Here is a 21,731-nt window from a genome sequence, read left to right as displayed (position 1 = left end):
AACGAAGCCGGCGGAGCGATCCGCCGGCTTCGTTCGTGTGGGGTGGTCACTTCCAGGCGTCGAAGGCCTGTTGCAAGACCTGCTCGCCGGAGGAGCCCTTCTCGAAGGTCAGGACCGCGCGGCGTCCCGACGTGTAGCGCACGGCCACGTCGAACCACGCCCGGTGCAGGAGGAGATCGGTGTTGCGCTCGACATCGGCAGGCAGGGACGACAGCCCGATCAGGAAGAGGTTGTCGCGCACCCGCACCGGCAGGCCCGAGACGGGTGAGCCGCGGGCGTTCTCGTCATCCTTGGCCTGCAGCAGCCCGACATCCTGCACGACCCGCGCGGAGGGATCGCTGCCGGACTGGCTGAACGACAGGCTCACCGTGTGCGAGGCCGGAAGGGTCGTGTCGAGGTTCTTCTGGATCGTCATGGTGAGCGTCAGGCCGCTCTCGGGATAGGTCACGATGGCCGTGGCCGAGGTCTGCAGCGGCTGGCCCTGGTCGCCGTTGGCGGTATCGATCCGCCACGTCACGCGGCCCTGGGTCGTGACCGGCTGCGAACTCTCGGTCGAGGTCGATTCCTCGATCAGGAAGGCGCGCTGGGCCACGGCGACGCCGGGCTGGGCCGGGACGACGGGCGCGGCCGTCTTGGGGGCGGCGCCATCCTGCTTGGGCTTCGGCCGCTCGGCCGGGGCGGTCTCGCCGCCGACACGGTCGTTGAACTTCGCGTCCGGGTTCTCGCCGATGGGCTGGGACGTCTCCGGGGTCGAGCGAGCGACGAGTTGCGGTTTGTCGCGCAGCAGGAAAGCCGCGACGGCGATGGCGCCGATCACCGCCACCAGCACGATGCCGATGACGAGGTTGCGCAGCACCTTCGAGCGACTGCCGCGCGGGGCGACGACGGCGATCCGGGGGCGCTGGCGACCCTGAGCGGCGTCGCCGACGGCATCCGGCTCGTCCAGGGAGGCGGGCTCCGTGGCCGGCGACGTGGTCACGGGCGCGAACTCGGTTTCCGGGCCTGTTGCGGGTTTGCGCGCCGCGATGGCGATGGCCGCCTCGCGGGGCTTCTCGGCAGTCGGCTCGGGCGACAAGACGAAGCGCGGGGAGGGCGCGGCCGGGAGGGCGGGCTCTGGCGCCTGCGGCTGGGCCTGTTCGGGCGGGCCGGCCTCGGGCAAGGGATCCGCCGCGGCCGTCGCCATGCGCTCCGCGACGGGCTCGCCCGGAGGCTCGGGCGCGGGCTTCGGTTCGGGCGGCGGCGGTGGCGGGGGAGGCGGCGGAGCCTGGGCTGGCTCCGGCTTCGCGGTCTCCTTGTCCTTGGCGGCGTCGTTGGCCGGTGCGGGGATGCCGCCGTGCTCGACTTCCAAGCGCTCGATGGCCGTGTCGAGGGCACGGCGTTCGAGGTCGATGTCGTCCTCGGACAGCGGCGGCTCGAGGGAGCGGAGCTGGCTGATCAGCGCATTGCGCGCCCTGTCGTAGACGGCACGCCGGAGGCCGGGCGAGCGGTCGGGAAGAGCGTCGAGGGCCCTAGCCAGAAGCGGGTAATAATCGGCCATACTGCTCCGGTTCGCCCGCTTGGCGCCCTGCCGGCCGCGGCCGAAGCCGCAGCCGCGTTCCTGCTACGCTCTTTTAACCAAAACGGCCGCCATTCACTACCATCGACGGCGTTTGCGAGGCGCCATCAACGATAGATGCGACAGCGCTGCTCAATCCTCGAAGGGGTTGTGCATCAGGATCGTGTCGTCGCGCTCTGGCGAGGTCGAGAGCAGCGCCACGGGCGCCCCAATCAACTCTTCGATCCGGCGCACGTATTTGATCGCCTGCGCCGGCAGGTCGGCCCAGGAGCGGCCGCCGGCGGTCATCTCGGACCAGCCCTCGAACGCCTCGTAGATTGGCTCGACGCGGGCTTGGGCGGCCTGACTCGCGGGGAGATGGTCGATCTCCTTGCCGTCGAGGCGATAGCCCGTGCAGATCTGGATGGTCTCGAACCCGTCGAGGATGTCGAGCTTGGTCAGCGCGATGCCGTTGATGCCGGAGGTGCGCACCGTCTGCCGCACCAGGGCCGCGTCGAACCAGCCGCAGCGGCGCTTGCGGCCGGTGACGACGCCGAACTCGCGGCCGCGCTCGCCGATCCGCTCGCCGGTGGCGTCGGTCAGCTCGGTGGGGAAGGGGCCTTCGCCGACGCGGGTCGTGTAGGCCTTCACGATGCCGAGCACGTAGCCGATGGCCGAGGGGCCGAGGCCGGAGCCGGTCGCGGCCTGCGCCGCCACGATGTTCGACGAGGTGACGTAGGGGTAGGTGCCGTGATCGACATCGAGGAGCGCGCCCTGGGCGCCCTCGAACAGGATGCGCTTGCCGGCGCGGCGGGCCTCATCCAGCAGCGACCACACCGTGTCGGCGAAGGGCAGGATCTTGGGGGCGATGGCCAGAAGCTCGGCCTTCAAGGCGGCGCCGTCGATCTCGTCGATGCCAAGGCCCCGGCGCAGGGCGTTGTGGTGCGCGAGCAGACGGGCGATCTTCGCGTCGAGCATGTCGGCGTCGGCCAGATCCACGACGCGGATGGCCCGGCGCCCGACCTTGTCCTCGTAGGCGGGGCCGATGCCGCGCTTGGTGGTGCCGATCTTCAGGACCGCGTTCGAGGTCTCGCGGTAATGATCGAGTTCGCGGTGAAGGGGCAAAATCAGCGTGGCGTTGTCGGCGACGCGCAGGTTCTCCGGCGTGATCGACACGCCCTGCTGCCCGATCTTGGCGATCTCTTCCACGAGGTGCCACGGATCGACCACGACGCCGTTGCCGATCACCGACAGCGTTCCGCCGCGCACGACGCCCGAGGGCAGCAGCGACAGCTTGTAGGTCACGCCGTCGATCACCAGCGTGTGGCCGGCGTTATGGCCGCCCTGGAAGCGGACCACGACGTCGGCCTGCTCGGAGAGCCAATCGACGATCTTGCCCTTGCCCTCGTCGCCCCATTGGGCGCCGACTACGACGACGTTGGCCATGCCTGCCCTGAACCCGTGTCAGTGATGTCCACGCCATCGGACGCAATCCAAAGGCGGGCTCAGAGCCCGTTTTCGCGATCCAGCAGTGGAAATCAAGCAAGCAGGATGCAGGCGGTGTCCGTAACCCCGTCTGTCCGACGCTATTTCGCCTCGGTGCCGGGAGTCCGGCCAGGCAAATCACCGGGCTTGATCACCGGCATCGATCCGGTTTGATCGGGCTTCACCACCGTTCCGGTGGCGTCGCCCGGCGGCTTGATGACCCCGTCGTTCTTCTGAAGCTTGTCCGAGAGGGACTGATCTTTCGGCGGGGCGTCGGCGCTCGGACGAACCCGGTCCGGCGGCGTTTGGGTCGCCGGGGGGAGGGCGGGATCGCTGTCCTGCTTGCGCAGGGGAGCGTCCGGGTTCTGGGCCAGCGCCACCCCGCCGGTCAGCATCACCGCAAGGGCGGCGGCAGGCACTTTGGAGAGACGAAACAGGCTCGGCAACGCGGCCTCCATGGTCGAGTACGAGGTCCCGACGAAACAGGTGGCAGCCCAAACCGTTCCGATATCCGGCCCGAAACGCCTTAGCCGGCGCGGGCCAAGTCCAGGTAAAGCTCGCGCAGGCGCTTGGTCAGCGGGCCGGGCTTGCCCTCGCCGATGGCGCGGCCGTCGATCTCGACCACCGGCATCACGAAGGCGGACGCGCTCGTGTAGAACGCCTCGGCGGCGTCCAGGGCCTCCGCGACGGGGATCAGCCGCTCCTCGATGGTCAGGTCGGCCTCGGCGGCGAGCTTCAGCACGCTGGCGCGGGTGATGCCCGGCAGCAGCGCGGTGGAGAGCGGGCGCGTCACCAGCTTGCGGTCGCGGCTGACGATGAAGGCGGTGGAGGAGGACCCCTCCGTGATCGCCCCGTCCTCGACCATCCAGGCCTCGGAGACGCCGGCCTCGACGGCCTGCTGCTTGGCCAGCACCTGCGCGAGGAGGGCCACCGACTTGATGTCCCGGCGCTTCCAGCGAAGATCTTCGACCGTGATGACCCGCGCGCCCTTCTCGGCCAGCGGGTTGGCGGCGACCGTCTTTGCTTGCGTGAACATCATCACCGTGGGCGGCGTGTCGGCCGAGGGGTAGGCGAAGTCGCGCTCGGCCACGCCGCGTGTGACCTGCATGTAGACCAGCCCTTCGGTGACGCCGTTGCGCTGCACGAGTTCGGTCTGCAAGCGCTCCCATTCCGCAGAATCGTGCGGGTTGCGGATGCCGATCTCGCCGAGGGACCGGTCGAGTCGGGCCAGATGCGCTGCATTGTCCACGAGGCGCCCGTCCAGGATGGCGGATACCTCGTAGATGCCGTCCGCGAAGAGGAAGCCGCGATCCATGATCGGCACCTTCGCCTGTTCGAAGGGCAGGAACTCGCCGTTCAGGTAGACGATGCGGGACGCGCTCACGGCGGTTTCCTCAAACTCGGACGATGGTACGGGTGGTGCGGGATTCGTGCCGGCCGATCAAGCCTTGCCGAAGACCCGCTCGAAGATCGTGTCGACGTGCTTGAAGTGATAGCCGAGATCGAAGCATTCCTCGATCTGCTCCGGCGTCAAAGCCTTGGTCACGTCGGCGTCGTTCTTGAGCAGCGTGAGGAAGTCGCCCTCGCCGCGCCAGACCGGCATCGCGTTGCGCTGGACCAGCCGATACGAATCCTCGCGGGAGACGCCGGCCTGGGTGAGAGCCAGAAGCACCCGCTGCGAATGGACGAGGCCGCCGAGGCGGTCGAGGTTCCGCTGCATGTTCGCTGGGTAGACGAGCAGCTTCTCGATGACGCCGGTCATCCGCGCCAGGGCGAAATCGAGGGTGACGGTGGCGTCCGGGCCGATCATCCGCTCGACGGAGGAGTGGGAGATGTCGCGCTCGTGCCAGAGGGCGACGTTCTCCATGGCCGGGTTCACGTAGCTGCGCACCATGCGGGCGAGGCCGGTGATGTTCTCGGTGAGCACCGGGTTGCGCTTGTGCGGCATGGCCGAGGAGCCCTTCTGACCCTCGGAGAAATACTCCTCCGCTTCCAGAACTTCGGTGCGCTGCAGGTGGCGGATCTCGATGGCCAGCCGCTCCAGCGACGAGGCGACGACGCCCAGCACCGCGAAGAACATCGCGTGGCGGTCGCGCGGGATGACCTGCGTCGAGACCGGCTCCGGCGAGAGCCCCATCTTGCGCGAGACGTATTCCTCGACGCGCGGGTCGATGTTGGCGAAGGTGCCCACCGCCCCGGAGATGGCGCAGGTGGCGATCTCCTCGCGCGCCGCGACGAGCCGGGCGCGGTTGCGGGCGAACTCGGCATAGGCCTGCGCGAGCTTCAGGCCGAACGTCACCGGCTCGGCATGGATGCCGTGCGAGCGGCCGATGGTCGGCGTCATCTTGTGCTCCTGCGCCCGGTGCTTGAGGGCGTCGAGGAGGGCGTCCACGTCGGCGATCAGGATGTCGGCCGCACGCACGAGCTGCACGTTCAGGCAGGTGTCGAGCACGTCCGAGGAGGTCATCCCCTGGTGGACGAAGCGCGCCTCAGGCCCGACGATCTCGGCGAGATGGGTGAGGAAGGCGATGACGTCGTGCTTCGTTACGGCCTCGATGGCGTCGATGCGCGCGACGTCGAAGGTCGCGTCGCGGCCCATCGCCCAGACCTTCTCGGCCGCGTCCTTCGGCACCACGCCGATCTCGGCCAGAGCGGAGGTCGCGTGGGCCTCGATCTCGAACCAGATCCGGAAACGCGACTCGGGCGACCAGATCGCGGTCATCGCGGGGCGGCTGTAGCGGGGGATCATCGATGCTGACTCGACCGTCGGAGAACGGTCGGCGGGTAGCACCGCCGGGCGTTTAGCTCAATGCGCACCCGTGACGGGGCAGGGGAGCGCTACTCGACCCGCACCCAGCCGGGGCCCATCAGCCGCTCCTGCGGCTTGAACTTGGCCTTGTAGTCCATCTTGCGCGAGCCATCGACCCAATAGCCGAGATAGAGATACGGCAGGCCGAGTTGCTTGGCCCGGCGGATATGGTCGAGGATCATGAAGGTGCCGGGGGAGCGCCCGGCCTCCGTCGGCTCGAAGAACGAATAGACCATCGACAACCCGTCCGAGAGGACGTCGGTCAGGCACACCGCCATCGGGCCGCCCATGCCCCGCCCGGTGATCGCCGTATCCGGCCCGTGGCGACGGTACACGACGAGATGCGTGTCGACGTGGCTGTCCTCGATCATCATGGCGTAGTCGAGCATGGTCATGTCGATCATGCCACCGTCGTCGTGCCGGGCGTTCAGGTAGCGCCGGAACAGGGCGTATTGGTCCGAGGCCGGGCGGTTCTGCTCCGGCGCGCCGATCAGGTCGGCGTTGCGGGCCATCACCCGTTTCTGGCTGGCGCTCGGGACGAAATCGTCCACCACCACCCGCACCGACACGCAGGCGCGGCAGGTCTCGCAGGCCGGGCGGTAGGCGATGGTCTGCGAGCGGCGGAAGCCGCCCTGGGTCAGGATCTCGTTCAGGTCGCGGGCGCGCCGCCCGACGAGGTGCGTGAAGACTTTCCGCTCCTCCTGGCCCGTCAGGTACGGGCACGGCGAGGGCGCCGTGAGATAGAATTGCGGTGTGTCGCGCGGATGGCTCGTCACGCTTCGTCGGAACCTCGGCCACGGCTGTTCTCGCCGCGCTTCTCACCAATCTACAAGGGTCGCGGCCGGGCTCAATGGGCCAGAAGGCCAAGCACGCCGTAAAATGCCGCGACGCTTGGCCCGCGCGTTTTTCGTCAGCTACCGCGCGTGGACCACGGCGAGGCCGAGGAGTAGGTCATGCCCAAGGCGCCGGTCGGAGCGAACGAGCCCGAAGGCCACGTCCACGCACCAGAGAAGGAAGGTCGAGACCGCCACGTAGAACAGGAGGGCGTGAACCGCCGCCGACACGATGTCGACCGGCGCACCGCTCTCCGGCGCCACCACGCGCAGGCCCATCAACCGTTGGCCGATGGTGCTCTGCCGCCGTCCGCCCACGGTGATCGCGCTGTAGATGATCCCGCTCGCGGGCAGCACGGCAAAGAGCGTCCAGCCGAGACCGAAGGTCACGATCCCGATCACCGTGATCGCCAGGGTCAGCAGGGCCGTGAAGCCGAGGATGAACAGGATGTCCAGCAGGTACGCGATGGTGCGCGCACCGAGGCTCGCCCGCACGTAGGGAATGGGCAATCCCCCGGTGAAGGGAGCAGCGGCCGGACGGGCAGCGTAGTCGGCGCGGGATTCGTACATGGGAAGACCCTGCAAGCGGTGCAGCGACTGTTAGGTGGTCGCCGCCGCCGCCCGCCGCAAGAGCAGGCTCACGGCTGGCCGGGATCGGCCCGCGCCGCGTCAGGCGTGTTGAGATAGTAGCGTTGCAGCATGTGGAGGGCCGCGCCGGTGAGGGCGTTGCCGTCCGTCGCCACCTCGGTGAGCTTTGCCGCGTTGTCGAAGCGGCAGACCATCCGGTGCTGGCGCGTGCCTTCGGCGTAGTCCACGCGCACCGTTCCGGGGGCGGGACCGGACCCGGCCCCCAGGTAGCGGATGCCGGCGCCCTGAGCCACCGCAGGCAGGGCCCGGCGGCAGGTCGCCACCCTGTCCCGTCGCAGGGTGTCCTGGCAGGCCGCGAGCCCGCCGAGGAACCCCGCGGCGATGCCCCCGGCCACGAACCAGCGATGCAGGACCTTCACCGAATGGGAGCCCGACGCCCTTCCGTCAAAGGGCGCGCAGCTTCTCGGCCACGCGCGGCGCGTGATAGGTCAGCACGCCGTCGGCGCCCGCGCGCTTGAAGGACAGCAGCGCCTCGACCATCGCCCGGTCGCCATCGAGCCAGCCGTTGCGGGCGGCGGCCTCGATCATCGCGTACTCGCCGGACACCTGATAGGCGAAGGTCGGCACGCCGAACGTATCACGGACCCGGCGGATGATGTCGAGATACGGCATCCCCGGCTTCACCATCACCGAGTCGGCCCCTTCTTCGAGGTCGAGGGCGACCTCGCGCAACGCCTCGGCCGAGTTGCCGGGGTCCATCTGGTAGGTGCGCTTGTCGCCCACCAGCGCAGCCTTGGTGCCGATCGCGTCGCGGAACGGGCCGTAGAACGCGCTCGCGTATTTCGCGGCGTAGGCCATGATCTGGACGTCGAGGAAGCCCGCCTTGTCGAGGGCGCGGCGGATGGCGCCCACGCGGCCGTCCATCATGTCGGAGGGGGCGATGATGTCGGTGCCGGCCTCGGCCTGGATCAGGCTCTGCTCCACGAGGACCGCCACGGTCTCGTCGTTGAGGATGGCGCCGTCCTTCATCAGCCCGTCATGGCCGTGGCTGGTGTAGGGGTCGAGGGCGACGTCGGTCACGATGCCGATCTCGGGGAATTCGCGCTTCACCGCCCGCACCGCGCGGCAGACGAGGTTCTTGGCGTTCAGCGCCTCCGACCCAACGGGATCGCGCAGGCTCACCTCCGTGAAGGGGAAGAAGGCGATGGCCGGGATGCCCAGGTGCACCGCGCGCTCGGCGTCGCGGACGATCTCGTCCACCGTCAGGCGCTCGACGCCCGGCATGGAGGCGACCGGCTCGCGCTTGCCCTCGCCCTCGATGACGAACATCGGCCAGATCAGGTCATCGACGGTGAGCGTATTCTCGCGGACGAGACGCCGCGACCATTCCGCCTTGCGGTTCCGGCGCGGACGCTGGGTGAGGCCGAGGCTCCCGCTGCTCTTGTCCTCTAGGACGGCGGCATAGGCGAGGGGGCGGGGTTCCGGGATTCTGTCCGACATGCGCGCGGGTGTCCGGGCTCGAAGAGGCGGCTGCGCGGGAGGCTCCCGCGGGACGGCCGCGACAGGCAAGCGGAGGCACTCGCCTGCCGCTGCGTCGGCCTAGCACGCCGGGCGGGACCGACCCAAGGGCCACGCGCAGGGCAGGGGTGCCGCACGTTGACGGCACGGCCCCGATGGGTTCAACCCGGCCGGGGGTGGGCGGTCGCATCGGGAGACGACGCAACGTGAAGATCGAGCGGAGCCTGCGCGCGAGGGTTCGTCCATGCGCGGCCTGATCCCGCTGCGCAGCAAGCCGATCCGGCCGGGGGGCCTTCTCGGAGACCGCATCGAGCGCGATGCGGCGCCCCCGCCCAGCACCTGGGATACGGCCCTCGTCTGGTTCATGCGGCTCACCGCGCTGGCATGGCTCGCCAAGGCGGTCTTCGCCTGGGCGACCATCCTCGACGTGCGCCCCGGCGCCCCGCCTTTCGAGGCCGAGCCGTTCGGCCGGCAGGCCGCCATCGTCTATTTCGCGGTGGTCGATGCCGTGGCCGCGAGCGGCCTGTGGCTCACCAGCGCCTGGGGCGGGGTGATCTGGCTGCTCGCCGTGACCTCCGGGCTGACGCTCGCCATCCTCACGCCGCAACTCGTGCCGATTTCGACGCCGTTCCTGATCTTCGGCGTCCTCGTCATGCTCATCTATTTCCTGCTCTCCTGGCTCGCCGCCAGGGAGGGGCATTGAGGCACCCGCACAGGATTGACGGAAGCTTATCGCAACCTTCGCAAGCTCGCGGCACGAGAGTGAACGAAATCTTCCTTTAATCCATTCAGTTTGTCTTTACTGACACAGGTAAATCGCGAATTCATCTTGCCGCTTAAATCGTCTTTCATTCCCAGCGGATAGCTTTGCCAACATAAGCGGTGACGGACCACACGATCACCGCAGGATCCGTCAGGGATTTGACCGATGAAGAGCCAGTCCGCCCGCACCCAGCCCGCCGCCTCCGAGGAGCCGGCCGCCCCGCACAACGCCTACCTCGAGGCGCTGCACCTCGTGGAGCGGCTGCACCGCCGCCTCCTCGACGTGATCAAGGACGAGTTCGAGCGGCGCGGCCGCGAGGACGTCAACAGCGTCCAAGCCCTGCTGCTCTACAACATTGGCGACAGCGAGCTGGCCGCCAGCGAACTGCGGACGCGGGGCTACTATCTCGGCTCCAACGTGTCCTACAACGTCAAGAAGCTCGTGGAGGCCGGCTACCTGCACCACGCCCGCTCCAAGACGGACCGGCGCTCCGTGCGGATCAGCCTGACCGACAAGGGTCGCCAGATCCACGACATCGTGCAGCAGCTCTACGACAAGCACTCGCGCACGATCGCCCCGATCGGCGGCATCTCGGACGACGACTTCGACCGTCTGAACCGCGCCCTCAGCCGCCTGGAGCGGTTCTGGACGGACCAGATCCGCTACCGCCTCTAAAGGTGGAGCAGGCCGGCGATGCCGGACACCACGGCGTAGGCGAATCCCGCATTGATCGCCACGCCGAACAGGCCGACGGCCAGCCCCGCCAGCACGACGATCCCGTCGCGCTCCACAAGGCCGAGGCCGACGAGGCAGACCGCCAGCCCGAGGGGGATCTGCCCGATGAGCGGCGCCGCCACGATCAGCGCGAGGGCGAGCGCCAAAAGCGCGACGCCCATTCCGCGCATGCCGATGGCCGTCTCGAACACGCTGAGGCGCGGGCGCGACCAGCGCTCCAGCCGCCGCAGGACCGGCACGGCCCGCTTGACCGCGCGCTTCACGTCCGACTGCTTGATCGACTGGCCGAGCAGCCGCCGGGGCAGCCACGGCGCCGACATGCCTGCCGCGATCTGAATGGCCACGAGCAGCAGCAGCAGACCGCAGACGAGCGGGATCGGCGGCGGCATCGGGAGGCAATTGGGCAGGCCCAGCAGCACGACGAGCAGGGCGAAAGCCCGGTCGCGCAGGACCGCCACGATGTCCGCTACCGTGAGACGCTCGCCTTCCTGGCTCGCGAGCACGGTGAGAACGTCCGAGGTGCGAGCACCGTAAGACACGTCCGGTCCAACCTTCACTGACTTGCGGCGGGCTCTATCCGAGATCGCCGCCTGCGCCAAGCCGCGCGGCGTCCCCCGGCTTTTTTGCACCCCCTTTACGAACCTGACGTGCCGTCGGGGACGGCGCAGTCTCACCTAGAGTCTCATTCCGCAACCGCGCCGTTCTACTGGTGGAAGCTGCAACCGTTCCTGTCCATTTGCGGGCGTTAACCAGGCTTTTACCAATCACGCCGGGCCGCCTCGTCACGGCGCCCCAACAGGGTCTGCGTCAGGCGGCGTGTGTGCGTAAGTCTCCTCCACAGGCGATGGGTCTCGGGCCTTGCGCTGCTCGGCCTCGCGGAAAGCGCCGTCGAGGCGAGCGATCTCGATGTGCTCCTGTTCGAGAGCCTGGATGCCGGCCGGTCGACCTTCTCCACCAGCGGGGCGAAGATCGGGCTCGGCGCCCGCGACAGGGACGGGCCGGTGGCCCTGGTCGCCATCGGCGACGGGGTGCGCGTCGAACGGAAGCGGTGCGGCTGCGGCGCGCCCGCCACGAGTCTGTCGCTCTCGGCCGAAGCCTCGGCGCAACTCGGCTATCAATGGGTCCTGCCGCAGGGCGCCGTCGCCGCCTTCCTGGGATTCGAGACCCGGATCGACGGGGTGCGCGGCATCCGCGACGGAATGCGTCTGCAGGCCGAGGCATGGCTGCGGCCGGACGAGGACACACTCGTCCACGCGGTGACGGTCGCCGGCACTGCGCGCGGCAGCGTCTGGACCCGAATCGCCTGGGGCTACCGCCTCTGGGACACGTATCTCGGGCCGGAGGGCAGCGCCTCTCTCGACGCGACCGGCTACGGGAAGGTCGCCCTCGGCCTCCACGCCACGGACTTCGTGCTGATGAACACCCACATCCGCCTCTCGACGGGGATGCAGTGGGAATCGCAACGGACGCGGCCCGCCCCCTATTTCACGCTGGCGACCTGGGCCTCGTTCTGATCCGCCGAGAGCGAATCGAGGAAGCGGGCGGCATCCGTGCGGATCTGCTTGCGGCGCCCGTCGTCCATGCCGGCCAGTGTGCGATAGGGCATCGCCATCCGCTGGTTGCCGGCCAGCCGCTCCTCGTTCTCGATGAGGAAGTTCCAGTACAGGTAGTTGAACGGGCAGGCCGTCGGGCCGGTCTTGGCCTTCACGTCATAGGCGCAGTCCCGGCAATAATCCGACATGCGGTCGATATAGGCGCCGGAGGCGGCATAGGGCTTCGAGCCCATGACGCCGCCATCGGCCCAGAGCACCATGCCGTGGACGTTCGGCAACTCGACCCATTCGTAGGCGTCGGCAAAGACGATGAGGTACCATTCCTCCACCTGCGCGGGATCGAGCCCGGCGATAAGGGCGAAGTTGCCCGTCACCATCAGCCGCTGGATGTGGTGGGCGTAGGCATGGGCGCGGGTCTGGTCCACGACCTGCCGGATGCAGTGCAGGTCCGTCTCGCCCGACCAGTAGAACCACGGCAGCGGGCGGCTCGCGGCTAGGGCATTGGTCTCGGCGTAGGCCGGCATCCGCGCCCAGTAGAGCCCGCGCACATATTCCCGCCAGCCGAGGATTTGGCGGATGAAGCCCTCCGCGCAATGCAGCGGCACCGCACCCTCGCGATGCGCGCGCTCGGCGGCGCGACACACCTCCTCGGCGGTGAGCAGGCCGGCATTGAGGGCCGGCGAGATCAGCGCGTGATAGAGGAACGGCTCGTTGCCCTTCATTGCGTCCTGGTAGTCGCCGAAGGTCGGCAGGCATTCGGCGAGGAAGTGCTTGAGCGAGGCGAGCGCATCAGCCCGCGTCACCGGCCAGGAGAAGGCGGCGCAGTCGCCGAAATGGTCGGGAAACTCCTGCTCGACCAGGGCGATGGCCTCGCGGGTGATCGCGTCGGGCTGAAAGCCGATCCGGTCGGGCAGGCGGTGGCCCTTGGGCAGGCGCTTGCGGTTCTCCGCATCGAAGTTCCAGCGGCCGCCCAGCGGCTCGCCCCCCTCCATTAACAAGCCCGTGCGCTTGCGCATCCCCCGGTAGAACGTCTCCATCCGCAGGTGATGGCGGCCCTCGGCCCAGCGGGCGAAATCCTCGCGGGGGCAGAGGAAGCGGTTGTCCGCGCGAATCTCGACCGGCACCGGCAGGCTGTCGCGCCAGCCCTGCATCATCTCCCACACCCGCCACTCGCCGGGCTCCGTCACCACGATTCGCGCGATGCGGTGGCGAGTAAGCGCCCGCTCCAGCTCCCCGGTGAAGCTGCCGGTGTTCCCGGCATCGGTGAGGCGGACGTAATCGACCTCCGCGCCCTCCTCGCGCAACTCCTCGGCGAAGTGGCGCATGGCGGCGAACAGGAAGGCGATCTTCTGCTTGTGGTGGCGGACATAGGTCGCCTCGCCCCGCACCTCGACGAGCAGGACGACGCCGCCGTCCGTGTCGAGGTCGGTGAGGCTGGAGACCCGGCGGTTCAGCTGGTCGCCGAGGACGAGGCGCAGGACCCGGCCCTCTCGGGGCTTCTCGTGCGCTGGACGGCTGGCCACATATCCTCCCGGTCGCCAGGGCGACGCCGATGTTCCCACAGGGGTCGCGCCCAGGATAAAGCCGGCCTATGACCTCCGGTACCGGCAGCGCCCGGCCTTCCCGGCACCACGACGTCGCAGGCTTTCCATGAAGTTCGCCTTTGCGGGCATCGATTTCCTCGGTGGCGTGTTCGAGGCCCTGATCGAGGCCAACTGGACGCCGCTGAAGCTGTTCACCCGACCCTGCGACGGCATCTACGACCATAACGAGGTGGTCGTGGCCCGTGCCCGCGCCGCGCGGATCCCGATCCAGCTGTCGAAGATCCAGCAGGCCGACCTCGACGCGCTGCATGCCGCGCATGGACGCGATTGGGCGCTGGTGGTGGCTGGCTACCCGTGGCTGGTGCGCGGTTGGCGCGGCCGGGCGACCTACGCCCTCAACCTTCACCCGTCGCCGCTCCCCACCGGACGCGGTCCCTATCCTTTGTTTCGCGCGGTTCTCGACGGCTACGAGACCTGGGGCGTGACGGCCCATGTCCTGGCCGAGAACGGCTTCGACACCGGCGATATCCTCGCCCAGGAAATCTTCGCGATCGGCGCGGGCGAATCGCACGAGACCCTCCTGGCGAAGTGCCAGATGGCGGCCCGCCGCCTCGCCGCCGGCCCCCTCGCGCGCGATCTGCCGAACCGGTGGAAACGCGCCGAGCCGCAGGGCGACGGCTCCTACTGGGCGCGGGCGACGGATGCCGACCGCACCCTCGACTTCCGCCAGGATGTCGAGGCGATTCTCCGGCGGGTGCGCGCCTTCGGCACCGTCGAGACCATCGCCCGAATCGGCGACATGCGCGTCTTCATCGCCCAGGCCGACGGCTGGGTGGAGGCGCACGGCCACCTCCCGGGGACCGTCGTCCACCGCCATCGCCGGCATCTCGTGGTGGCGGCGCGCAACGGCTACATCCAGATCCTGCGCTGGTCCCCCGCCTCGCAGGTGGAGGCGGCCCAGATCGGACGCTGAACGAGCGCCGTATTTTCCCGCGTCATCGGACGCATGAAGCCGGCTTCCGTTTCCTCCCAGGCTGTTTTAGAGCGTCAGGCAAGTTGCTCGGCGAGTCTGGGCTAGCTTAGTTCGTGATGTCACGCGCTGTGGTTCGCTCCTCTTGGGTGTACCGCTGGGGGGAGCGCTCGCCATGACGCAAAAGCCCGACGAGCAATCCGTCGCGGCCGAGGCGATCATCGTCTTTGGGATGGCGATCATCGTGGGCGCCGGCCTCTTCGAGTGGCTGGTGATCTCGCCCGACCATCCCGGCTACGCGCTGTTGCGCGTCCTCGCCGCGAGCCTCGTTGCGACGCTGGTGACGACGCTGCTGCCGGTGGAGTGAGGCCGCCTCATTTTTGGCTGGACAGGCCCCGGCCGAGGGCCTAATTCCCATAACCGCGCGGGCGTAGTTCAGTGGTAGAACGTCAGCTTCCCAAGCTGAATGTCGTCGGTTCGATCCCGATCGCCCGCTCCATATTTCTCAACGACTTAGCCCCCGGCGGTGACATCCCGAAAATGCGGGATGCCACCGGGATGTCACGGGTGGTCGCGGGAGGTCGTCGTGAACGCCGAAGGCGAAGCGGCCGACTGGCACGCCCGCCGGGAGGCCCTCAAGGCGCGCGAGGCCGCCCTTGATGCAGGGCGGTCGCACATACCCACGGACGGCCCGCGCGACGAGGCCGGCATCGAGGCCGAGGCGGTCGAACGATGCCGCGATTCCTACGGTCCAGCTTAACCGGCCCGCAACCCGCTCCGTGCGAGGGTGCCCTCAAGCACGCTGCCTATCGCTCCGACGACGCCATTCTAGAGCCCGGTGTCGGGTGACGGATCAAGCGAAGGAGACCCAGCAATGCCCGTCACGTGGGAACTACCCAAGCAGGTTATCGAGGCTGTCGACCGCGCCGAGACCGCGCTCCGCGACTTCGTCCAGAAGGAGCGGGAGTCGGTCGAGAAGATGTCGGAGGCCTGGGTGAAGTCTGACGAGGGTGGCGAGGTCCTGGAGTGGCTGGACACGCTCGACGAGGCAGTTGCGGCCCTCCTGGAGGTGCGGCAGGTGCCGGGTTGAACGTCCCCGAGGGGCCCTGGCAGCGATGCCGGGGCCCTTTCGCGTTCGGGCTACCGGAATGCCCCCGGGCTGCCCCAGACGGCCTCCTGTTCCGGCGCGTCGTCGAGTTCGTTCTGGGCCTGGACCTCCTCCAGGGTGGGCGGCCGGTATTGGTAGCGGACCACCCGCAGGTCCAGGCCCACGGCGTTCATCGCGGCCAGGACCACACGGAACGACACCGTCGGCGCCCGCCCGTCCTCCAGCAGGAGGATGAGCTGTTTCCGGACACCGCACTTGGCGGCGACCTCCTGCTGGGTCAGCCGACGCCACCGACGGTGCTGCCGGATGAGCTTGCCGATCTCGAACAAATCTAAATGGGACACGGCCGGACGATGCCTCTCACAACGTACTTTTGGGGCTAAATTGCCTCAGAGATACGTTATCGGAGGCATTCCCAGTGTGTCCGGAGGCCCTGAAACCCACAATCTGACGAACGGCGTTAAGCATTGCCCGTCAGGGTTGAGTCCTTCACGGCATGCCACTCGGCGGTCCGCGCCTCGTAGCGCCGTCGCTGTTCGAGCTTCTCGACCTCAGTCATACCTGGGATTCCTTCCACGCCTTGTACTGGGCCAGCGTCCACCTGCGCGCGGCCATCTCCATCTCGGCGACCGCCTCCTCGTAGGTTTGCTCCCGGTCGGTGGGGACCCACCGCACCAGGGCCTGCCCAAGCGGCCGCGCTGGGTCGTCGCTGCCCTGTGCCTCGTCGATGCCCATGACGATGACGGGGGTGTCTTCCTCGGTCATGCCGCGTTCCAGGTGGTGACGGTCCGATTGACCACTCTCGGCATGGCCTTTGAGAGTTCGACGTCGCAGCTGTTCAGCCCAGGGACAAGCTGGAAGCACGGTCTGAGTATCGGCCCGGTGATGCCCTCCTCACGGTTCTTCCGCGACCAGGGACCGACCTCGCAGGGACCCCCTTTGAAGCGCAGGAACGACAAGTCCATGAAAGGCAGGTCGCTCTCATGGGCGTAGATGGTCAGCGAGAGGTAGACCCCGGGTGACGGCCTATCGACCGGGGTGACGTCGGCGCGCATGAGTGGGCCCGAATGAACCTCGCTGGGCCCGACGGGGAACTGGTCCTCCGACCTCAGCGGGACGTCGACGACCTGCGGCTCCAGAATGGCGAGTCTGCGTATCGTGAGCACGATTCCTCTCAAGCCTGCGCAGCGCTGCCGGGGCTCGGCGCCGAGGGTACCCGCGGGCAACGATTCGGCTAGCCGCCCTAGGCGGGTGCGGGTTATCCCGGGGCATGCGCATCCGCCTCGCCACCCCGGACCCCGACGACGAACCGGTACCCGAAGGCTGGCTGGGCGTGGGTTACCTCGTGTCCGAAGGGCCGCCCCGAACGGTCCTGGCGTACGACCCGGAGCGCCGCCCGCACGCCATCGTGCCCGGGCGGGAGCCGCGCCCCGTGGACCCCGCGGAGGTCAACCACGCCCTCGTGGCCGCCGTCGATGAGGCCGGTCTGGCGCTCTGGCCGGGCGGGCACACCTACGCCCTGCCGCAGGCCTTCGGCATAGCCCGCAGGACGATGGCCCGGGACCGCATTGAGCGGAACGGCCTGCCGCCGATGGTGCTGTCCGCCCTCGGGGCCGCCGCGGAGGGCCGCCAGCCCGAACTCATGGGGTGTATGCTGACGGCCATCGGCCGGTTCGCCACCGAGGGTGCCACCGAGCCCGACGAAGTCGACCGGATGCGCGAGGCCCTGCAGGCCGCCGAGTACGCCGCGTTCCTCTTGGGCAAGGTCAGGCGTAACAAAATGCTCAAAAAGATGCTCGGACCCGGATCGGCTAACCCATTTTTAGGAAACGTAGAATAAGCCTGGCCTCCTGCGCGGGTTGTCTCATGACACTCGCTGCTGATGGAGCCAACCATGTCCCCTACGCCAGACCCGGCGTGGCAGCGCCTGTGCCTGCACGCCTCCCTCTCCGGTGACCTGACCCCGATCCGAATTGGCGACTCGCCGTTCATCGAGATGTTCGCCCTCACGGTTCACCGGCTCGCCGCATGGTACGGCGACACCGATTCCGAGGTGCACATCGCCTGGACGGGTATCCAGACGACCTGCCTGGGCGTCCGGGACGAACTGTATCGCGACCCGATCCTGGCTCGCATCGCGTACGAACAGACGTCGACCGCGTTCGACAACGCCATCCGTCGCCTCACCGAGATCGACGGGGGCGATGGGGGCGACATCCTCGACTTCGCGTGCAGCCAGGCTGACGCCGCCGAGTGGGAGGCAATCGCCGATGCGACAGCGATGGCCCTCATGGAGTGCGGGAGCCAGCCGCATCTCGACTACGTCGCCACCCGTGCCGCCGAGCTCAGGCGGATGCGCCCCGATGGCCACCGGTTCGACGCCGCCGTCCTCGGACTGAGCGCATTCCCGATGCCCATGCGGCTGGCGGGCCAGGGCGCCATCGGCGTCCTCGCGGAGGCGCTCGCCAACGGCGGCGCCCAACCCGCGGCCCCCGCCGGCACACGCCGTTCCCCGGCCATCTCCAGCATCGCCCCGCGCGGTCCCGTCCACGACGACACGGGCTCCGTCCCCGAGGACGTGGACGAGGGCGATGTCATCCCCGGCTCCCCCGTCGTCACCGCAGCCGGGAGGCAGCTCCTCCGGACGCTCAACGGCGTCGCCGGCCTGCGCCAGGACATCGACGTGGGCGGCATCGTCGTGCTCGTCGACGTGCCCGACAGGCTAACCCTGGCCGCCCTCGACTCGATTTCATTCCACTCGCTCGGCCTGCACAACGTTAGGCGGATCATCCACACCGACCCGCCGAAGGGGAACTCGGACAAGGAGAGGCGCCCGAAGGAGTTCCTATCCGCCCTGCGGGCCCCGGCCGCGCTCGTGTGCCTGACCCCGGACGCGGGCACGTGCCTGCCGCCGGCCGCGCTCCAGGCCGCCGTGCACCGCCTGACGCTGTCCCCCATCGACGCCGGGGACCTGTCGACCGTCATCCGTGCGGAGACGGGACAGCCGTTGTCGGCGTCCGAGCGCGCTGCGGTCGCGGGCCTGTCGGTCACCGCAGAGCACCTCGCCATCGCCGTGCGTCCCGGGCGGCTGCCGAAGGCCATCATCGCCGACCTCGCCCGGCTGACGGCTCCCCCAAAGGCCAGCGGCCGCGGGCGGGACCTGACGCTCGACGACCTACACGGGGCCCGGAAGGCGGTCGAGTGGTGCCGCTCGACCATGAGGGACCTGGAGGGATGGCGGGCCGGCGCGCCCTGGTCGACCGTCTCGAACGGCGCGGTGTTCCACGGCCCCCCGGGCACGGGCAAGACGCTAGGAGTCCAGGCATTCGCCGCGAGCGCGGGCATCCCGCTCGTCATCGCCTCTCTCCCGCTATGGCAGTCGCTGGACGCCGGCCACCTCGGGACGACCCTCAGGGGCATGAGGGGCTCCTTCGACGAGGCCCGGGTCAAGGCGGCCGGGCGCCGGGGGGCCATCCTCCTGGTCGACGAGTGCGAGACATTCGTCGATAGGCGCACGGTGCGGCACGACCATTCCGATTACGTCATCCAGGTCACGAACTCGTTCCTCGAATGCCTCGACGGCGCCGGCGGCCGCGAGGGCGTCATCGTCATCGGCACGACGAACGACCTCGGTCGCATCGACCCCGCCATTCTGCGCCCGGGCCGTCTCGGCGTGCACATCGAGATCGGCCTGCCGGACGTCGAGGAGCGCGTCGAGATGATCCGCGTGCGCCTCGCCGGGGACCTGCCGGGGGCCGACCTGCTGCCCGTCGCCTGGCGCACCGAGCGGTACACGGGGGCCATGATCGAGGCCCTCGTGGAGGACGCCCGGCGCCGGGCCCGCCACGCCGACCGTTCGCTGACGCTCGACGACCTGCTGACGGTCGCCGGCGCCGGGGACGAGGGCGTGCCCGCCGAGGCGCTCGACCGCTACGCCGTCCACGAGGCCGGACACGCCCTGCTGGCGACCCTGGAGGAGCCCTGCGACGACCTCGTCGTCGCCATCCAGGCCGGCGACGGAATGGCAGGCTGGGTCAAGCTGGGTGCCGCCGCGCGGGGCGTCTGGACGCGGACCCAGGCCGAGACGCGCATCCGGCTGCTGCTGGCCGGGCGCGCGGCGGAGGACATGCTCCTCGACTCCGTGAGCTCCGGGGCGTCGCACGATCTGGCGCAGGCCACCAAGATGGTGGTCGAAATGGTGGGGGAATGGGGCCTGGGGTCCCGCGGCCTGGTGGCCGTGTCCCTCGACCCGGCGACGGCCCTGACGACCGCCCCCCTGTTGCGCAGGGAGGTCCAGGAGACGCTCGACCGCCTGTACGCCGGAACCCGGGAGACCGTGCGCCGGCACGCCGGGGCCGTCAGACGGATCGCGGACGCCCTCGTGGAACAGCGCCGCCTCGACGGCGCGCAGGTGGCCCGGCTCGTCGCCGAGGCCTCCCCGTCCCGCCGGCACTGCCACTAGCGGGGGCCTCCATGGAAGCCCTCGACACCATCCGCCGGCGCCTCGCCGACGCGGCACGGTCCCGCACGGCCAATGGCCTGCTGTGCATCGCCGCCGACCTCACCTGCCGTCGCCTCGCCGACCACGTCGCGGCGGGGACGATGACCGCCGACGACGCCCTCAAGGTGGCCCTGGCCGCCGGGGATGCCGCCCATTCCGTAGCCCACGTCTAACGCCTGGAGATCCCCCATGACCGCGCGTCCCTGTGATCCCGTCGCCCGTGACCGCGACATCGCCCTGCTGGAGCTGTGCCTCCACATCCAGCGCCTGATCGATTCGGGGCGTCTGCCTCGACCGGTCGGCGAGGCCATCGTGGCGTGCATGGCCGCCCAGGCCGACCTTTAGCCGATGGACGCCCTCCGGTCCGCGCTCGGCACGCCCGATGACTGACGTGTACCGCCACCGCCCGAAGGCCATGTGGTCCGTCCGCGAGAACGGACGCGTCACGGGCCACGCGCCCGCCCTGGCGCTCCGGGACTGCTGGTTCCGCGTCAGCGAGTCCGGCCGCCTGCGTGCCCTCCGGGGCCGCCGTGAGGTTCACGCCCACGTCACGGGGACACCCACCGACGCCCTGCCGCCGCCGGGGGCCATCCCCGTCGGCTACCGCATCCAAGAGCCCGGATTCCGACGCCGGGACACGAACGAGATCATCACCACCGCAATCGCCGTCTACTTCCTGGAGGATGGGACATGCTTGGCCGAATTCTAGTAATCGCAGTATTGGCATGGGCCACGGCGGCGCTGGCTGCCCCATTCCCGGAAAAGGGAGACCGTTGGGTCCTCGACGTCCGCGGGCAGACGCACGGAACCGCGGCCGCGTTCGGGCGGTGGGACGCGACGCCCGCGCAGGGGGCTACGTGGGACCTAGTCGTTTCATGCGGGGTCGTCGACGTCCGCACGGGCCGTGAGACCAATCTGTACCGGGGCCGCGGCGCGGCGCTTCGGGGACCGGACGGGCGGATGGTGGCGGTCTACGACAGCCCGGCCGGGGCGACCGACAAGAGCGGCTGGGTCTGGACGTCCCTGAGCGAGCCGCTCCGTCCCGACGTCGCCGTCCGCGGGCCGGCACCGTGCCCCGGGGGACGCGGGGATCTCAGCACAGGGGATTGAGCCGGCGCAGCCATGGCCTTGGAGGACCGGGTCGGTGAAGGTGTCGGCGACCCGGAGGATTCGTGGTCGCGCCGACCCTGTTCATCACGCTGCCCAGCCTCGCCGCGCTCGTCGCCCTCCCCGTCGAGGGGGAAGTGGTCGGCGTCCACGAGCCGCCCGTCCCTGTCGAGGAGGGCCCAGGCACCGTTCTTTCCGGGGTCGACGCCGAGGTGCATCAGTGCACGTTCCGGGTCGAGGCGTAGTGCGAGGCGATGATCTCGCCGGCGTCGCACCCGAGGTCGTCGCAGAACACCATCAGCCGGCGCCAGGAGACGGCGTCACCGTCCCAGCGGCGGATCGTGGCCAGTTCGGCGCGCAGGTGCCCGTCGGCGGTATCCGGCTGCCGCAGCAGCGCCCGCATCTGGGGCGAAGTCAGCCGGCGGTCGCGGGTGACCGCCGCTAGGCCGCGCATGACGACGGCGCCGAGGACGGCCGTCTGGGGAGAGGAGCCATACGCGCCGGCGCCGCGGCCCGCCTTGACGGGGGCTGTCGGCATGGCCTCGGGGGGCCATGGCAGCGCGTGGGTGCGGGGTGAGTTCCATCGAGGCGGATGGAAGCGCCACGCCTGAGATTCGACAAGCGAATCCAACGCGCTAACGGCCTCTGCTGACGTTATGCCTGGACTTCGTCAGGCGGTGCGC

Annotated in this window: 28 protein-coding genes and 1 tRNA gene; 14 read left to right on the top strand and 15 right to left on the bottom strand. The window is 69.4% G+C overall.

Annotated features, from left to right (window positions below):
• Window positions 1-46 precede the first annotated feature (46 nt).
• The 9 genes from MKK52_RS03395 to hemB form a co-directional block, all read right to left on the bottom strand.
• Window positions 47-1,537, bottom strand: coding sequence for a histidine kinase (locus tag MKK52_RS03395; protein WP_243952336.1), 1,491 nt, complete (start codon window positions 1,535-1,537; stop codon window positions 47-49).
• Between the two features lie 150 nt (window positions 1,538-1,687).
• Entirely contained in the window at window positions 1,688-2,980 is a 1,293-nt protein-coding gene (locus tag MKK52_RS03390) for an adenylosuccinate synthase (protein WP_243952335.1), read from the bottom strand.
• A 140-nt stretch (window positions 2,981-3,120) separates the two neighbouring features.
• Window positions 3,121-3,477 (bottom strand): hypothetical protein, encoded by a 357-nt coding sequence (locus tag MKK52_RS03385; protein WP_313898723.1) that lies wholly within the window; start codon window positions 3,475-3,477, stop codon window positions 3,121-3,123.
• Window positions 3,478-3,545: 68 nt separating this feature from the next.
• Window positions 3,546-4,403, bottom strand: a complete 858-nt coding sequence (locus MKK52_RS03380; RefSeq protein WP_243952334.1) for a D-amino-acid transaminase — start codon at window positions 4,401-4,403, stop codon at window positions 3,546-3,548.
• A 57-nt stretch (window positions 4,404-4,460) separates the two neighbouring features.
• Entirely contained in the window at window positions 4,461-5,768 is a 1,308-nt protein-coding gene (purB, locus tag MKK52_RS03375) for an adenylosuccinate lyase (protein ID WP_243952333.1), read from the bottom strand.
• An 89-nt stretch (window positions 5,769-5,857) separates the two neighbouring features.
• The gene (locus MKK52_RS03370; RefSeq protein ID WP_243952332.1) at window positions 5,858-6,604 is read right to left on the bottom strand and encodes an arginyltransferase; all 747 of its coding nucleotides are present in this window, start codon (window positions 6,602-6,604) and stop codon (window positions 5,858-5,860) included.
• Window positions 6,605-6,742: 138 nt separating this feature from the next.
• Window positions 6,743-7,231: an RDD family protein gene (locus MKK52_RS03365; protein WP_243952331.1), complete on the bottom strand. Its 489-nt coding sequence runs from the start codon at window positions 7,229-7,231 to the stop codon at window positions 6,743-6,745.
• Window positions 7,232-7,299: 68 nt separating this feature from the next.
• Window positions 7,300-7,668 carry a hypothetical protein gene (locus MKK52_RS03360; protein ID WP_243952330.1) on the bottom strand — a complete coding sequence of 123 codons (369 nt, stop codon included), beginning with the start codon at window positions 7,666-7,668 and terminating at the stop codon, window positions 7,300-7,302.
• A gap of 25 nt (window positions 7,669-7,693) precedes the next feature.
• A complete protein-coding gene (gene hemB, locus MKK52_RS03355; RefSeq protein WP_243952329.1) occupies window positions 7,694-8,749 on the bottom strand; it encodes a porphobilinogen synthase in 1,056 nt (351 codons plus the stop codon).
• Between the two features lie 262 nt (window positions 8,750-9,011).
• Between hemB and MKK52_RS03350 the strand changes: the two genes are divergently transcribed.
• Window positions 9,012-9,470, top strand: coding sequence for a DUF6163 family protein (locus MKK52_RS03350; RefSeq protein ID WP_243952328.1), 459 nt, complete (start codon window positions 9,012-9,014; stop codon window positions 9,468-9,470).
• Window positions 9,471-9,695: 225 nt separating this feature from the next.
• A complete protein-coding gene (gene ldtR, locus MKK52_RS03345) occupies window positions 9,696-10,205 on the top strand; it encodes a transcriptional regulator LdtR (protein WP_243952327.1) in 510 nt (169 codons plus the stop codon).
• Here ldtR and MKK52_RS03340 read toward each other — a convergent pair.
• Entirely contained in the window at window positions 10,202-10,804 is a 603-nt protein-coding gene (locus tag MKK52_RS03340) for an exopolysaccharide biosynthesis protein (protein WP_313898722.1), read from the bottom strand. The two genes, ldtR and MKK52_RS03340, sit on opposite strands and share 4 nt — an antisense overlap.
• Before the next feature lie 279 nt (window positions 10,805-11,083).
• Here MKK52_RS03340 and bcsS point away from each other — a divergent pair, with 279 nt between their 5' ends.
• Entirely contained in the window at window positions 11,084-11,779 is a 696-nt protein-coding gene (gene bcsS, locus MKK52_RS03335) for a cellulose biosynthesis protein BcsS (RefSeq protein WP_243952326.1), read from the top strand.
• Here bcsS and MKK52_RS03330 read toward each other — a convergent pair.
• Window positions 11,746-13,341, bottom strand: a complete 1,596-nt coding sequence (locus tag MKK52_RS03330; RefSeq protein ID WP_243952325.1) for a cryptochrome/photolyase family protein — start codon at window positions 13,339-13,341, stop codon at window positions 11,746-11,748. The two genes, bcsS and MKK52_RS03330, sit on opposite strands and share 34 nt — an antisense overlap.
• Window positions 13,342-13,468: 127 nt before the next feature.
• Here MKK52_RS03330 and MKK52_RS03325 point away from each other — a divergent pair, with 127 nt between their 5' ends.
• The 5 genes from MKK52_RS03325 to MKK52_RS03305 all read left to right on the top strand — a co-directional run bounded on the left by MKK52_RS03325 (window position 13,469) and on the right by MKK52_RS03305 (window position 15,422).
• Window positions 13,469-14,335, top strand: a complete 867-nt coding sequence (locus MKK52_RS03325) for a formyltransferase family protein (protein WP_243952324.1) — start codon at window positions 13,469-13,471, stop codon at window positions 14,333-14,335.
• Between the two features lie 172 nt (window positions 14,336-14,507).
• Entirely contained in the window at window positions 14,508-14,699 is a 192-nt protein-coding gene (locus MKK52_RS03320) for a hypothetical protein (RefSeq protein WP_243952323.1), read from the top strand.
• Between the two features lie 57 nt (window positions 14,700-14,756).
• Window positions 14,757-14,831 (top strand) — tRNA-Gly (locus tag MKK52_RS03315).
• Window positions 14,832-14,918: 87 nt separating this feature from the next.
• Entirely contained in the window at window positions 14,919-15,092 is a 174-nt protein-coding gene (locus MKK52_RS03310) for a hypothetical protein (protein WP_243952322.1), read from the top strand.
• Window positions 15,093-15,206: 114 nt separating this feature from the next.
• Window positions 15,207-15,422 carry a hypothetical protein gene (locus MKK52_RS03305; RefSeq protein WP_243952321.1) on the top strand — a complete coding sequence of 72 codons (216 nt, stop codon included), beginning with the start codon at window positions 15,207-15,209 and terminating at the stop codon, window positions 15,420-15,422.
• A 50-nt stretch (window positions 15,423-15,472) separates the two neighbouring features.
• Here MKK52_RS03305 and MKK52_RS03300 read toward each other — a convergent pair whose 3' ends face one another.
• From MKK52_RS03300 to MKK52_RS03290, 3 genes are all read right to left on the bottom strand, one after another.
• A complete protein-coding gene (locus tag MKK52_RS03300; protein WP_243952320.1) occupies window positions 15,473-15,784 on the bottom strand; it encodes a helix-turn-helix domain-containing protein in 312 nt (103 codons plus the stop codon).
• A 211-nt stretch (window positions 15,785-15,995) separates the two neighbouring features.
• On the bottom strand, window positions 15,996-16,205 hold the full coding sequence (locus tag MKK52_RS03295; RefSeq protein WP_243952319.1) for a hypothetical protein: 210 nt from the start codon (window positions 16,203-16,205) through the stop codon (window positions 15,996-15,998).
• Entirely contained in the window at window positions 16,202-16,606 is a 405-nt protein-coding gene (locus MKK52_RS03290; protein ID WP_243952318.1) for a hypothetical protein, read from the bottom strand. The genes MKK52_RS03295 and MKK52_RS03290 overlap by 4 nt, the downstream gene beginning before the upstream one ends.
• A gap of 104 nt (window positions 16,607-16,710) precedes the next feature.
• Here MKK52_RS03290 and MKK52_RS03285 point away from each other — a divergent pair, with 104 nt between their 5' ends.
• The 6 genes from MKK52_RS03285 to MKK52_RS03260 all read left to right on the top strand — a co-directional run bounded on the left by MKK52_RS03285 (window position 16,711) and on the right by MKK52_RS03260 (window position 21,293).
• Window positions 16,711-17,280 (top strand): hypothetical protein, encoded by a 570-nt coding sequence (locus MKK52_RS03285; protein WP_243952317.1) that lies wholly within the window; start codon window positions 16,711-16,713, stop codon window positions 17,278-17,280.
• 54 nt (window positions 17,281-17,334) lie between these two features.
• Entirely contained in the window at window positions 17,335-19,902 is a 2,568-nt protein-coding gene (locus MKK52_RS03280) for an AAA family ATPase (RefSeq protein WP_243952316.1), read from the top strand.
• Window positions 19,903-19,913: 11 nt separating this feature from the next.
• Window positions 19,914-20,114, top strand: a complete 201-nt coding sequence (locus MKK52_RS03275; protein ID WP_243952315.1) for a hypothetical protein — start codon at window positions 19,914-19,916, stop codon at window positions 20,112-20,114.
• Between the two features lie 16 nt (window positions 20,115-20,130).
• A complete protein-coding gene (locus MKK52_RS03270) occupies window positions 20,131-20,286 on the top strand; it encodes a hypothetical protein (protein WP_243952314.1) in 156 nt (51 codons plus the stop codon).
• A 37-nt stretch (window positions 20,287-20,323) separates the two neighbouring features.
• Window positions 20,324-20,650 carry a hypothetical protein gene (locus MKK52_RS03265; RefSeq protein ID WP_243952313.1) on the top strand — a complete coding sequence of 109 codons (327 nt, stop codon included), beginning with the start codon at window positions 20,324-20,326 and terminating at the stop codon, window positions 20,648-20,650.
• Between the two features lie 463 nt (window positions 20,651-21,113).
• On the top strand, window positions 21,114-21,293 hold the full coding sequence (locus MKK52_RS03260) for a hypothetical protein (RefSeq protein ID WP_243952312.1): 180 nt from the start codon (window positions 21,114-21,116) through the stop codon (window positions 21,291-21,293).
• Here MKK52_RS03260 and MKK52_RS03255 read toward each other — a convergent pair.
• Entirely contained in the window at window positions 21,266-21,586 is a 321-nt protein-coding gene (locus MKK52_RS03255; protein ID WP_243952311.1) for a hypothetical protein, read from the bottom strand. The two genes, MKK52_RS03260 and MKK52_RS03255, sit on opposite strands and share 28 nt — an antisense overlap.
• Window positions 21,587-21,731: the final 145 nt, after the last annotated feature.

This window comes from Methylobacterium sp. J-067, assembly GCF_022829465.1.
GTDB lineage: Bacteria > Pseudomonadota > Alphaproteobacteria > Rhizobiales > Beijerinckiaceae > Methylobacterium > Methylobacterium litchii.
Note: the sequence above shows the minus strand (reverse complement) of the source record. Positions and strands in the feature narration are given on the sequence as shown.